A 12793-nucleotide genomic window follows, 5' to 3' on the forward strand; every position below is an offset into this window, starting at 1 on the left:
GCGTCAATCCCGGCCTTCCAGGTCGCCCTCCGCCTTGAGGTAGGCCTCCTGCACCCCGGCCAGGATCTCCGGGTCCGGATGCTCCCACATGCCCCGGTCGGCGGCCTCCAGCAGCCGCTCGGCGATGCCGTGCAGCGCCCACGGGTTGGACTCCGCCAGGAACGCCTGGTTCTCCGGGTCCAGGACGTAGGCCGCGGCGAGCCGGTCGTACATCCAGTCGGCGACGACCCCGGTGGTGGCGTCGTAGCCGAACAGGTAGTCGACGGTGGCGGCCAGCTCGAAGGCGCCCTTGTAGCCGTGCCGGCGCATCGCGGCCAGCCAGCGCGGGTTGACCACCCGGGCCCGGAAGATCCGGGAGGTCTCCTCCGACAGCGTCCGGGTGCGGACCGCGTCCGGGCGGGTGCTGTCGCCGATGTAGGCGGCCGGGGCCCGGCCGGTGAGGGCGCGGACGGTGGCGACCATGCCGCCGTGGTACTGGAAGTAGTCGTCGGAGTCGGCGATGTCGTGCTCGCGGGTGTCGACGTTCTTGGCCGCCACCGCGATCCGCCGGTAGGCCGTCTCCATGTCCTCGCGCGCCGGGACGCCGTCGACGCCCCGGCCGTAGGCGAACCCGCCCCAGACCGCGTAGACCTCGGCCAGGTCGGCGTCGTCGCGCCAGTTGCGGCTGTCGATGAGCGGCAGCAGCCCCGCCCCGTACGCGCCCGGGCGGGAACCGAAGATCCTCATCGTCGCCCGGTCGCCGCGGCCGGAGTCGGCCAGCACGTGGGCCCGGACGTAGTTGTCCCGCTCCGGCTCGTCCAGGGCCGCCACCAGCCGTACGGCGTCGTCGAGCATGGCCACGACGTGCGGGAAGGCGTCCCGGAAGAACCCGCTGATGCGGACGGTGACGTCCACCCGGGGCCGGCCCAGCTCGGCCGGCGGGATCGCCTCCAGGCCGGTGACCCGGCGCGACGCCTCGTCCCAGACGGGCCGCACCCCGAGCAGCGCGAGCACCTCGGCCACGTCGTCCCCGGCGGTGCGCATGGCGCTGGTCCCCCAGACCGAGAGCCCGACCGAGCGGGGCCACTCGCCCGTCTCCTCCCGGTAGCGGGCCAGCAGCGAGTCCGCCATGGCCTGCCCGGTCTCCCAGGCCAGCCGGCTCGGCACCGCCTTGGGGTCGACCGAGTAGAAGTTGCGCCCGGTCGGCAGCACGTTGACCAGCCCGCGCAGCGGCGACCCGCTCGGCCCGGCGGGCACGTAGCCGCCGTCCAGGGCGTGCAGGATCGCATCGATCTCGTCGGTGGTGCGCGCCAGCCGGGGCACGATCTCGGTCGCCGCGAACCGCAGGATCCGCTCCACCTGCGCGGGGTCCGCCCCGGAGCCCGCGCCGCCCCCGCCCGGCCCCGCCGCACCGCCCGATCCGGGTACGGCACCGCCGCCCGTTTCAGGTGCGGCGCCACCCGGCCCGGACACGGCACCGTCCGGCCCGAGGACGGCACCGTCCGGCCCGAGGACGGCGGCGACCACGCCGGAGGCGGCGTCCGGGTCCCAGCCGCGGGACTCCATGGCCTCGACCAGCGAGCGGGCCAGCGTCTCGGCCCCGTCGACGCCCGCCCGGTCCGCGCCGCCGTCCTCCGCCAGGCCCAGCGCCTCCCGCAGGCCGGGCAGCGCCTCGCTGCCCGCCCACATCTGCCGGGCCCGGAGCATGGCCAGCACCAGGTCGACGCGGACCTCCCCCTCCGGGGCGGCGCCCAGCACGTGGAGGCCGTCCCGGATCTGCACGTCCTTGACCTCGCAGAGCCAGCCGTCCAGGTGGAGCAGGAAGTCGTCGAACTCCGCGTCGTGCGGGCGGTCCCCGACCCCCAGGTCGTGGTCGAGGCGGGCCGCCTGGATCAACGTCCAGATCTGCGCGCGGATCGCCGGGAGCTTGGCCGGGTCCATGGCCGCGATCGAGGCGTGCTCGTCGAGGAGCTGCTCCAGCCGCGCCATGTCCCCGTAGGTGTCGGCGCGGGCCATCGGCGGCACCAGGTGGTCGACCAGGGTGGCGTGGGCGCGGCGCTTGGCCTGGGTGCCCTCGCCGGGGTCGTTGACCAGGAACGGGTAGATCAGCGGCAGGTCGCCCAGGGCGGCGTCCGGGCCGCAGGAGGCGGACAGGCCCGCGGACTTGCCGGGCAGCCACTCCAGGTTGCCGTGCTTGCCGACGTGCACCACCGCGTGCGCGCCGAACCCGTCGGCCAGCCACCGGTAGGCCGCCAGGTAGTGGTGGCTCGGCGGCAGGTCGGGGTCGTGGTAGATGGCGATCGGGTTCTCGCCGAAGCCGCGCGGCGGCTGGACCATCACCACGACGTTGCCGGCGCGCAGCGCGGCCAGCACGATCTCGCCCTCCGGGTCGCGGGACCGGTCGACGAACAGCTCGCCGGGGGGCGGCCCCCAGTGCTCCTCGATCCGTTCGCGCAGGTCCGCCGGGAGCGTGCCGTACCACTCGGCGTAGGCGCGCGCGGCGATGCGCACCGGGTTGCCGGCCAGCCGCTCCTCGGTGAGCCAGTCGGGGTCCTGCCCGCCCGCCGCGATCAGCGCGTGGATCAGCGCGTCGCCGTCCTGGTCGGCCACGCCGGGCAGCTCGTCCTCGGCGCCGGTGTCGTAGCCGTGCCCGCGCAGCGCGGCCAGCAGCCGCACCAGGCTCGCGGGGGTGTCCAGGCCGACGGCGTTGCCGATCCGGGAGTGCTTGGTCGGGTAGGCCGAGAGCATCAGCACGATCCGCCGCTCCGCGGGCGGGACGTGCCGCAGCGCGGCGTGCCGTACGGCGATGCCGGCCACCCGCGCGGCCCGCTCGGGGTCGGCGACGTAGACGGTGAGCCCGTCGGCGTCGATCTCCTTGAACGAGAACGGCACGGTGATGATCCGGCCGTCGAACTCGGGGATGGCGACCTGGGAGGCGGCGTCCAGCGGGGAGAGGCCGTCGTCGCTGCCCTCCCAGGCCTCCCGGCTGCTCGTCAGGCACAGTCCCTGCAGGATCGGCACGTCCAGCTCCGCCAGCGCCCCGACGTCCCACGCCTCGTCGTCGCCGCCGGCCGACGCGGTCGCCGGGCGGGTGCCGCCGGCCGCGAGCACCGTCACCACCAGGGCGTCGGCCCGGCGCAGGGTCTCGATCAGCGCGGGCTCGGCGGTGCGCAGGGAGGCGCAGTGGACGGGCAGCGCCCGCGCGCCGGCGGCCTCGACCGCCGCGCAGAGCGTCTCGACGAACGCGGTGTTCCCGGCGACGTGGTGGGCCCGGTAGTACAGCACCCCCACGACCGGGGCGTCCGCGGGGACGTCTCGGCGGGCCTCGCGCTCCAGCACGCCCCAGGCCGGGGTCGGCTGAGGAGCGGCGAACCCCTCGCCGGTGAGCAGCACGGTGTCGGACAGGAACCGGTGCAGCTCGGCGAGGTTGGCCGGGCCGCCGTGGGCGAGGTAGGCGTGCGCCTCGGCGCAGACGCCGCCCGGGACCCCGCCGCGGCCGGACAGCTCCATCAGCTCGGCGTCGGGCGCCTGCTCGCCGCCGAGCACGACGACGGGCCGGGGTCCGGCGAGCAGGGCGTCCAGGCCCTCCTCCCAGGCGCGGCGACCGCCGAGCAGCCGGACCACGACCAGGTCGACGCCCTCCAGCAGCGGCGGCAGGTCGGCGGCGGCGAGCCGGGCGGGGTTGCCCAGCCGGTAGGCGGCGCCGCTCGCGCGGGCGCTGAGCAGGTCGGTGTCGGAGGTGGAGAGCAGCAGGATCACGCGGCACGCCCCTCGGGACGGGGGCACGGCGAAGGGCGCACGGGAACTCTTCCTCCCTCGGGGTCCTCGCCCCGGGTCGTCGGCGGACGCGACGGCCGGAGTCTCCTGGCTCCCGGATCGACGCTCCCCCCGGCCTTCCCGTCCGCATGCGGACAGTGGCCCGGTTGGGGGTCGCTCCCCGGTCACAGTGGCGGGACCGCGCCGGATTCACACCGGCTTCCTCCCTTTGCCTTCGCTTGACCATGAGGGTACGGCAGTCCGGCCGTCCGGAGGAACCCGGCGTTACCATCCTCGGCGTGACCGTTCCCGACTTCTCCGGATCTCCCCGTGTGTCCGGCTCCTCCGGCGTCCGCGGCGGGCCGGGGCTCCGCCGTCCCGCACCCGCGCCCGCCGCGCCCGGATCCCCCGGGGCGCCCCGGTCCCCCGCCGGACCCGGCCCGACGGGACGGTCCCGGCCCGACGGGTGTCCCGGGGCGCTGCAGACGCACGCCGCCGCCGACGGCGGGCTGGCGCGGATCCGCGTTCCGGGCGGACGCCTGGCCTCCGCCCGGCTGCGCGCGCTGGCCCGGGCCGCCGCCGAGTGCGGCACGGGGGTCATCGAGCTGACCTCCCGGGCGAACGTCCAGGTCCGCGGGCTGGGCGAAGAGTCCGGTTTCGCGGCGCGGATGGCGGAGGCGGGCCTGCTGCCCTCGCCGTCCCACGAGCGGGTCCGCAACATCCTGGCCTCCCCGCTGAGCGGCTGCGACGGCCGCGGGCTGCTCGACGCGGGCCCGCTCGTCGCCGACTTGGACCGGGAGCTGTGCGCCCGCCCGGAGCTGGCCGCCCTGCCCGGCCGCTTCCTGTTCGCCGTCGACGACGGCCGGGGCGACGTCGCCGGGCTCGGCGCCGACGCGGGCATCCTGCCACTCGGCCCCGATCGGGCCGCGGTCCTCGTCGCGGGAACCGACAGCGGCCTGCGCGTCGCGGTGTCCGAAGCGGTTCCCGCGCTGCTCGCGGTGGCTGGGGCGTTCCTGGCGGAGCTCGCGGACGCGCCGGCCACCGCCTGGCGGATCGGGGAGCTGCCCGGCGGTCCCGGCCGGGTCGCGGCACGCCTCCGCACCGAGGCGACCGGTTCGGCGGTCGCCTCGGCGGGCGCTTCCGCGGGCACCCCGGCGGGCGCTTCCGCGGGCACCCCGGCGCAGACCCCGACGCAGACCCCGTCCGGCACCCCGGCGGAGACCCCGGTGCGCACCCCGGCGCAGACCCCGCCGGGGACCCCGGCGGACGCCGCGGCGCCCCCCGTGACGGACGCCGGGTCCGGCGAGCCGGTGGTGCCGCACCCGTCCGCACGCGGGCCGGTGGGCGTCATCGAGCCGGTCCACGGGCACGGGGACCGGGAGGGATACGGGCACGGGGACCGGGAGGGATACGGGCACGGGGACCGGGAGGGATACGGGCACGGGGACCGGGAGGGATACGGGCACGGGGACCGGGAGGGATACGGGCACGGGGACCGGGAGGGATACGGGCACGGGGACCTCGGCGACCGGGTGGCCCTCGGCGTCGCGGTACCGCTGGGGCGGCTGACCTCGGCGCAGGCGGAACTGCTCGCCGGACTGGCCGCCGAGGTACGGCTCACGCCGTGGCGGGGGGTGGTCGTTCCCGGTCTGACCCGCGGCGAGGCGGCGGAGGCGGCCGTCCGGCTGGCCGACGCCGGGCTGGTCACGGACCCGGACTCGCCGTGGACCGGGGTGAGCGCCTGCACCGGCCGGCCGGGCTGCGCCAAGTCCCTCTCCGACGTCCAGGCCGACGCGGCCTCCGTCGTCGGCCTCGCCGAGGAGAACGCCGCCTCGCGTTCGATGAGATCGCCCCGCACCGGTACGCTCCCCGTGCACTGGGCGGGCTGCGAGCGCCGCTGCGGCCGTCCGGCCGGGCGGGTCGTGGACGTGGTCGCGATCGGCGACGGCTACCGGGTGGACGCGGACGGCCTCAGCCTGGCCTGTGCGGACATCGGACAGACCGCGGCCGCGGTGGCGGCCGCCAGAGGGGAAACGTGATCGACTACGTCCGCGACGGCGCGGAGATCTACCGCCGTTCCTTCGCCACCATCCGCGCCGAGGCCGAGCTGGGCGGGCTGCCCGGCGACGTCGCCCAGGTGGCGGTCCGTATGATCCACGCCTGCGGCATGGTGGACCTGGTCGCCGACCTCGGCTGGTCCCCCGGTGTCGTGGCCTCGGCGCGGACCGCGCTGCGCGCCGGGGCCCCGGTGCTGTGCGACGCGATGATGGTCGCCTCCGGGGTGACCCGCCGCCGTCTCCCGGCCGGCAACGACGTCGTCTGCACCCTCGGCGACCCCCGGGTGCCGGAGCTCGCCGAACGCCTGGGCACCACCCGCAGCGCCGCCGCGCTGGAGCTCTGGCGCGACCGGCTGGAGGGCTCCGTGGTCGCGGTGGGCAACGCGCCCACCGCGCTGTTCCGGCTGCTGGAGCTGGTCGAGGAGGGGGCCGGCCGACCGGCCGCCGTCCTCGGCCTCCCGGTCGGCTTCATCGGCGCGGCCGAGTCCAAGCAGGCCCTCGCCGAGCATCCGGCGGGCCTGCCGTACCTGGTCGTGCACGGCCGCAGGGGCGGCAGCGCGATGGCCGCCGCCGCCGTCAACGCGATCGCCAGCGAGCAGGAGTGACCACCGTGACCGACGATCCGACCGGCCCGACCAGCCCGACCGCGGGACACGACAAGCGTGACGGGTGCACCGGAGAAGACGGGCACGGCACGGGACGGCTCTGGGGGGTGGGGCTGGGGCCGGGCGATCCCGAGCTGGTGACCGTCAAGGCCGCCCGCCTCCTCGGCGCGGCGGACGTGATCGCCTACCACAGCGCCCGGCACGGCCGGAGCATCGCCCGCTCGGTCGCCGCGCCGTACCTGCGGGAGGGGCAGATCGAGGAGGCGCTCATCTACCCGCTCACCACGGAGACGACCGACCATCCGGGCGGTTACCAGGGGGCGATCGACGACTTCTACGCCGCGTGCGCGCTCCGGCTGGCCGCGCACCTGGACGCCGGGCGCGACGTGGTGGTGCTGTGCGAGGGCGACCCGCTCTTCTACGGCTCCTACATGCACATGCACAAGCGCCTGGCGCACCGCTACCCCACCGAGGTCGTCCCGGGCGTCACCTCGGTGAGCGGGGCCGCGGCGGTCCTCGGCCGGCCGCTGGTGGAGCGCGACGAGACGCTGACGGTGCTGCCCGGCACCCTGCCCGCCGAGGTGCTGGCCGAGCGGCTCGCCTCCGCCGACTCCGCCGCGGTGCTCAAGCTGGGCCGGACGTTCACCAAGGTCCGCGACGCGCTGGAGAAGGCGGGCCGCCTGCAGGAGGCCTGGTACGTGGAGCGCGCCACCACCGGCGGGCAGCGCCTGGCCCCGCTGGCGGAGGTCGACCCGGACAGCGTGCCGTACTTCTCGCTGGCCCTGATCCCCAGCCCGGTGAACGCCGGGCCGGTCCCGTCCGCGGATCCGGCCCATGCCGCGCAGCCCGCCGCCGGCGTCGGGACCGGCCCCGCGGACGGGACCGAGCAGGCCGGATCCGCGGCGGGGACCGGCCCGGCCGGCGAGATCCGCGGGATCGGCGGGGTCGGCGAGGTCGGCGAGGTCGGCGAGGTCGGCGGGGTCGGCGGGGTCGGCGGGGTCGGCGGGGTCGGCGGGGTCGGCGAGGTCACGGTCGTCGGCCTCGGCCCGGCGGGACGGCCGTGGCTGACGCCGGAGGCGCAGGAGGCGCTGGCCGCCGCCGACGAGCTCGTCGGGTACGGTCCCTACCTGGACCGGGTCCCGCCCAACCCGCGCCAGCGCCGGCACGCCACCGACAACCGGGTGGAGGCCGAGCGGGCCGCGCACGCGCTGGAGCTGGCCAGGGCCGGGTCCCGGGTGGCCGTCGTCTCCTCCGGTGACCCGGGGGTGTTCGCGATGGCGAGCGCGGTGCTGGAGGTGGCCTGCGAGCCGCGCTTCTCCGGCGTGCCGGTGCGGGTGCTGCCAGGCCTGACCGCGGCGCACGCGGTCGCGAGCCGGGCGGGGGCGCCGCTGGGGCACGACTACTGCGTGCTGTCGCTGTCGGACCTGCTCAAGCCGTGGGAGGTGGTGGCGGAGCGGATCAGCGCGGCGGCGCGGGCGGACCTGGTGCTGGCGATCTACAACCCCGCGTCCAGGAGCCGGACCTGGCAGGTGGCCGCGGCCCGCGACCTGCTGCTGGAGCACCGCGCGCCGCAGACGCCGGTGGTCGTCGGCCGGGACGTCGGCGGGGCGCACGAGCGCGTGACGATGACCACCCTGGCCGAGCTGGACCCGGCGGCGGTGGACATGCGCTGCCTGCTGCTGGTCGGGTCCTCGACGACGCGGGTGGCCGACCGCGGCGACGGCCGCCGGGTGGTCTTCACCCCCCGCCGCTACCCGGCATGACGTGCCCCTCAGGAGCACGGCGGGGCCGTCCCGCCCCGCCGGCTCCGGCTCCGGCTCCGGCTCCGGCTCCGGCTCCGGCCGACCGTCCCACGCGGCCGTCCCCGGTCCTACCCTGCGGCGCCGGAGACCGTCTCCAGCCAGGCGACCGCCTCCTCGACGGTCGGCACCGCGGGCACGCCGCCGGGGGCGGGCGGGCGCCGCACGACCACGACCGGCAGGCCCAGCTCGCGGGCGGCGTGCAGCTTGGCGGTGGTCATCTCGCCGCCGCTGTCCTTGGTGACCAGCACGTCGATCCGGTGCCCGCGCATCAGGGCGAGCTCGCCCTCGCGGGTGAAGGGACCCCGGCTGAGCAGCACCTCCGTCCGGCGCGGCAGCGGCGGCTCGGGCGGGTCCACCGAGCGGGCCAGGAACCACAGCCCGTCCAGGTCCGCGAAGACCGGCAGGCTCCGGCGGCCGGTGGTGAGGAAGACCCGCTCCCCCAGCGCGGGCAGCAGCCCGGCCGCGGCCTCCAGCGACGGCACCGGACGCCAGTCGTCGCCGGGCCCGGCCTGCCAGCCGGGCCGGCGCAGGATCAGCAGCGGGAGCCCGGTACGGCGGGCCGCCTCGACCGCCGAGGCGGTCATCCGGGCGGCGAACGGGTGCGTGGCGTCCACCACGGCACCGATCCGGCGCTCCGCCAGCCAGGCGGCGAGCCCGTCGGGACCGCCGAACCCGCCCTCGTGCACCTCCCCCACCGGCAGCTTCGGGTCGCGCACCCGGCCGGCCAGCGAGGACACCACGTGCGTCCCGGGCCGTCCGGCGAGCGCGGCGGCCAGCCTCCTCGCCTCGTCGGTGCCGCCCAGCACCAGGACGTTCAGCACCCCGTCCCCCCTCTCCCCCCGCGGAGCGTCCGCGGTCTCCGGCGCCGGGGCGCCGGGGTCGTCCTCCCCCGCGCGTGCCCGATCACCGGGACACCGTACCGGCCGGAGGACGGGCGGTGAGCGCGCCCCTGCGCCACGGCTGGACCACCGGCGCGTGCGCGACGGCGGCGACCGCCGCCGCCTACACGGCGCTGCTGACCGGCGAGTTCCCCGATCCGGTGGAGATCGTCCTGCCGAAGGGCCGCCGCCCGGCCTTCGCCCTGGCGCGCGAGTCCCTCACCGCGGGCGCGGCGACGGCCTCGGTCGTCAAGGACGCGGGCGACGACCCCGACGTGACGCACGGCGCGCTGATCTCGGCGACCGTGCGGCACGGCGCCCCGGGCGGCGGCGTGGTGTTCGCCGCCGGTCCCGGCGTCGGCACGGTCACCAAGCCGGGCCTGCCGCTGGAGGTGGGCGAACCGGCGATCAACCCGGTCCCCCGGCGGATGATGCGCGAGCACGTCGCCGAGGTGGCCGCCCGCTGCGGCGGAACCGGGGACGTGGTCGTGGAGATCTCCGTGGAGCGCGGCGAGGAGCTGGCCCGCCGGACCTGGAACCCCCGCCTGGGCATCCTGGGCGGGCTGTCCATCCTCGGCACCACCGGCGTCGTCGTGCCGTACTCGTGCTCGGCGTGGATCGACAGCATCCGGCGCGGGATCGACGTGGCCCGCGCGGCCGGTCACGCGCACGTCGCCGGGTGCACCGGCAGCACCTCCGAGCGGGTGGCCGCCGAGCTGTACGGCCTGCCGGAGGAGGCGCTGCTGGACATGGGCGACTTCGCCGGAGCGGTGCTGAAGTACCTGCGGCGGCATCCCGTGCCCCGCCTGACGATCGCCGGGGGGATCGGCAAGCTCTCCAAGCTCGCCGACGGCCACCTCGACCTGCACTCCGGCCGCTCCCAGGTCAACCCGGGCCTGCTCGCCGAGCTGGTCCGCGCGGCGGGCGGGGACGACGCCCTGGCCGGGCGGGTCCTGGCGGCCAACACCGCCCTGCACGCCCTGCGCCTGTGCCAGGAGGCGGGCCTGCCCCTGGGCGACCTGGTCGCCGGACGGGCCCGTACGACCGCCGCGGGCGTGCTGCGCGGAGCGCCGGTGGAGGTGGACGTGGTGGTCATCGACCGCGCGGGGGCGGTCGTCGGCCGCGCCGGGTGACCGCCGCCCCCGCCGCCCTCCGCGTCCGGTCCCGCCCGCCCCTCGGCGCCCCTCACCGCCCCTCAGCGCCCTTCATCGCCCCTCGGATTCCCTTGACCGCGCGTTCTTCCTGCCGATCGGACGGATACCGCCGGCCGGCGGATTCGAGCAGGGAGGTCCTTGCATGTTCCAGCCACAGAACTGGGGAGTCGGCAGAAGGCTGGGGGTGTCGTTCCTTCTCGTCACCTCGTTGATCATCGTCTCGGTCGTCGTGGGCCGCGCCGGGATGGACAACCAGCACGCCATCAGCATGCGGATGGACCAGCTGAAGCAGGTGGAGGACGACATCCAGCGGCTCAGCTACGCCGCCTCCGACGTCACCGGCTGGCAGGGGCTGGTCGCGGCCGACGCCGGGGCCTTCGGCGGCACGGCGGCCACCGCGCCCGACGCCTACAACCGCAAGGGCGAACTGGAGAGCAAGAAGGCCCTCTACGCCACGATCGACGCCACCCGGGTGGACTACCTGACCGAATCCGAGCGCGCGCGATTCGACACGCTCCGGCCCGCCTGGGACCGCTTCTTCGCCTGGGACGACAAGATCATGGAGCTGCTGCGCCAGGACACCTCAGCGGCCCGGGCCGAGGCCATGAACAGCATCAACGGCGGTGAGGCCGCCGACGCGTACTCCGCCAGCCTGGAGATCAACGCGGCGCTGGTCGCCTCCCTCGCCGAGCGGGTGGACGCACTGCGGGCGGAGGCCGCCGGGGTGCGGGCCGACAGCGAGCGCATCCTGCTCGGCACGCTGGTCGCGGCGCTGCTCGTGGCGGCCGGCTTGAGCGCCGCCGCCACCCGCTCCGTGGTGCGCCCGCTCCGCACGGTCGTGTCCGCCCTCGGCCGGCTGGCCCGCGGGGACCTGACCGTGCGGCTGAGGATGAGCCGCCGCGACGAGCTCGGCCGGCTGGGCGACGCCGTGGACGCCACCGCCGGATCCCTGCACACGACGGTGACGGCGCTGGTGGACCACAGCACCTCCCTGGCCGCCTCCTCGGTGCACCTGTCCCGGGTGGCCGAGCAGATCGCGGCCTCCGCCGAGGAGTCCAGCCTCCAGTCCGGCGTGGTGGCCGCCGCCGCCGCGGACGTCTCGCACAACGTGGAGGTGGTGGCCGCCGGCGGCGAGGAGATGGGCGCGGCGATCGGGGAGATCTCCCGCAGCACCTCCGCCGCCGCCTCCGTGACCGCCGAGGCCGTGCGCGTGGCCGAGACCACCAGCGCGATGATGGCCCAGCTGGAGACCTCCTCGGCCGAGATCGGCGACGTCGTCAAGACGATCACCTCGATCGCCGAGCAGACCAACCTGCTGGCGCTGAACGCCACCATCGAGGCGGCGCGGGCCGGGGAGTCCGGCAAGGGCTTCGCCGTGGTCGCCGGCGAGGTCAAGGACCTGGCCCAGGAGACCGCCAAGGCCACCGAGGACATCGCCCGGCGGGTCCAGGCGATCCAGGCCGACACGACGGCCGCGATGGAGGCGATCAGCCGGATCGGCGAGATCACCGAGCGGATCAACGACCACCAGGCGGCGATCGCCGCGGCGGTGGAGGAGCAGACGGCCACCACCGGGGAGATGAACCGCAACGTGGCCGACGCGGCGAGCTCCAGCAACGAGATCGCGGCCAACATCGCCGGGGTCGCCCAGGCCGCGGCGGTCACCACCGCGGGGGTGGAGCAGTCGCACCGGGCCGCTGCGGAGCTGGCCGAGATGAGCACGTCGCTGCGCACGCTGGTGAGCCGCTTCACCGTCTGAGGGAGGGGCCCGCGGTTCCGCCGCGCGTCGCGCCGCCCGCTACACGTCCCGGCAGCGGGCGGCGGAGTAGAGGTGGCTGTCGGGGAACTCCGCGGCGGTCAGGACGCGGCCGACGACGATCACGGCGGTGCGGACGACCCCCGCGGCCCGGACCTGCTCGGCGATGTCGGCGAGGGTGCCGCGCAGGACCACCTCGTCGTCGCGGCTGGCCCGCGCCACCACGGCCGCCGGGCAGTCGGCGCCGTAGTTGGGGACCAGCTCGCCGACGACCTGCTCGATCCGCTGCACGGCCAGGTGCAGCACCACCGTGGCCCGGCTCCGGCCGAGCGTGTCCAGGTCCTCGCCCGCGGGCATGGGGGTGGCCCGCGCGGAGGTCCGGGTCAGCACGATCGTCTGGCCCACCCCGGGCACGGTCAGCTCCCGCTTCAGCGAGGCCGCCGCCGCCGCGAAGGCCGGCACGCCCGGGACCACCTCGTACGGCACCGCCGCGGCGTCGAGCCGCCGCATCTGCTCGGCCACCGCGCTGAACACCGACGGGTCCCCGGAGTGCAGCCGGGCCACGTCGTGCCCGGCCGCGTGCGCGGCGAGCATCTCGGCGACGATCTCGTCCAGCGTCATCCGCGCGGTGTCCACCAGCCGCGCGCCGGCCGGGCAGTCGGCCAGGAGCTCCGCCGGGACCAGCGATCCGGCGTACAGGCACACGGGTGAGGACGCGATCGCCCGCTGCCCCCGCAGAGTGATCAGATCCGCGGCGCCCGGCCCCGCCCCGATGAACCGGACCGTCATCGCTCCCCCTCCGTCCG

At 76.6% G+C, this 12793-nt stretch carries 8 protein-coding genes and 1 riboswitch; of the genes, 5 read left to right on the forward strand and 3 right to left on the reverse strand.

All coding sequences use genetic code 11. From position 1 onward, the window contains the following. Positions 1 to 3: 3 nt before the first annotated feature. On the reverse strand, positions 4 to 3738 hold the full coding sequence (cobN, locus tag HS045_RS21340) for a cobaltochelatase subunit CobN (RefSeq protein WP_196453215.1): 3735 nt from the start codon (positions 3736 to 3738) through the stop codon (positions 4 to 6). Between the two features lie 98 nt (positions 3739 to 3836). Continuing rightward, positions 3837 to 3961: riboswitch (cobalamin riboswitch) on the reverse strand. A 73-nt stretch (positions 3962 to 4034) separates the two neighbouring features. Between cobN and HS045_RS21345 the strand changes: the two genes are divergently transcribed. From HS045_RS21345 to HS045_RS21355, 3 genes are read left to right on the forward strand one after another with little or no spacing between them, the layout of a single operon-like run. Then, positions 4035 to 5774: a precorrin-3B synthase gene (locus HS045_RS21345; RefSeq protein ID WP_307827634.1), complete on the forward strand. Its 1740-nt coding sequence runs from the start codon at positions 4035 to 4037 to the stop codon at positions 5772 to 5774. Beyond that, positions 5771 to 6397 carry a precorrin-8X methylmutase gene (locus tag HS045_RS21350; protein ID WP_196453216.1) on the forward strand — a complete coding sequence of 209 codons (627 nt, stop codon included), beginning with the start codon at positions 5771 to 5773 and terminating at the stop codon, positions 6395 to 6397. Before HS045_RS21345 ends, HS045_RS21350 begins: the two co-directional genes overlap by 4 nt. A 5-nt stretch (positions 6398 to 6402) precedes the next feature. After that, the gene (locus HS045_RS21355) at positions 6403 to 8160 is read left to right on the forward strand and encodes a precorrin-2 C(20)-methyltransferase (RefSeq protein WP_307827635.1); all 1758 of its coding nucleotides are present in this window, start codon (positions 6403 to 6405) and stop codon (positions 8158 to 8160) included. Between the two features lie 107 nt (positions 8161 to 8267). Here HS045_RS21355 and HS045_RS21360 read toward each other — a convergent pair whose 3' ends face one another. Then, the gene (locus HS045_RS21360) at positions 8268 to 9017 is read right to left on the reverse strand and encodes a cobalt-precorrin-6A reductase (RefSeq protein ID WP_196453764.1); all 750 of its coding nucleotides are present in this window, start codon (positions 9015 to 9017) and stop codon (positions 8268 to 8270) included. Between the two features lie 119 nt (positions 9018 to 9136). Here HS045_RS21360 and HS045_RS21365 point away from each other — a divergent pair, with 119 nt between their 5' ends. Both HS045_RS21365 and HS045_RS21370 read left to right on the forward strand, forming a co-directional pair. Further along, entirely contained in the window at positions 9137 to 10210 is a 1074-nt protein-coding gene (locus HS045_RS21365; protein ID WP_196453217.1) for a cobalt-precorrin-5B (C(1))-methyltransferase, read from the forward strand. Between the two features lie 163 nt (positions 10211 to 10373). Beyond that, on the forward strand, positions 10374 to 11990 hold the full coding sequence (locus HS045_RS21370; RefSeq protein WP_196453218.1) for a methyl-accepting chemotaxis protein: 1617 nt from the start codon (positions 10374 to 10376) through the stop codon (positions 11988 to 11990). A gap of 39 nt (positions 11991 to 12029) precedes the next feature. Here the strand turns inward: HS045_RS21370 and cobM are convergent, their stop codons facing one another. Then, on the reverse strand, positions 12030 to 12776 hold the full coding sequence (cobM, locus tag HS045_RS21375) for a precorrin-4 C(11)-methyltransferase (RefSeq protein WP_196453219.1): 747 nt from the start codon (positions 12774 to 12776) through the stop codon (positions 12030 to 12032). Positions 12777 to 12793: the final 17 nt, after the last annotated feature.

The sequence above is a fragment of the Planomonospora sp. ID82291 genome (assembly GCF_015711645.1).
Classification (GTDB): domain Bacteria; phylum Actinomycetota; class Actinomycetes; order Streptosporangiales; family Streptosporangiaceae; genus Planomonospora.